Here is a 359-nt window from a genome sequence, read left to right as displayed (position 1 = left end):
CTATTAGAAGATATCAAGCTGCTATTGTCAGTGAAAAGTGCTGAAAACTCAACCACCAAGATAAAAAGATAGCATGGGACGATGACTATTATTTGTCTTCAATAAATACAGGTAATATAGATGAAAGCATTCAAGACATTAGCGCTGTTTTTTGAGGTGCTGCGCATTTGGCAGGACTTGCTTTTCACTCAAGTATTTCCAATAGCGCTGCGGTAAGTATTGCTTGTGCAAACGTGGATTTTTACGCTCTTTGATATTGACGTTGGTAAAATAGCCTTGCCAAAAACGCTGATAACGTTGCTCATCTTCGCTATGAATGCTGGCAGGATTGCGCAGTACTGCCTCATCAAGCTCAGTAA

At 40.1% G+C, this 359-nt stretch carries 1 protein-coding gene; it reads right to left on the bottom strand.

The window, feature by feature from the left end:
• Window positions 1-138 precede the first annotated feature (138 nt).
• Window positions 139-359, bottom strand: a 221-nt coding sequence (locus tag AAEY75_RS14285; protein ID WP_352259935.1) for a DUF4130 domain-containing protein, incomplete at its 5' end; no start/stop codon positions are given.

Source organism: Psychrobacter sp. TB55-MNA-CIBAN-0194 (assembly GCF_040309505.1).
Taxonomy (GTDB): Bacteria; Pseudomonadota; Gammaproteobacteria; order Pseudomonadales; family Moraxellaceae; genus Psychrobacter; species Psychrobacter fozii.
This window is presented reverse-complemented; position numbering and strand designations above follow the sequence as displayed.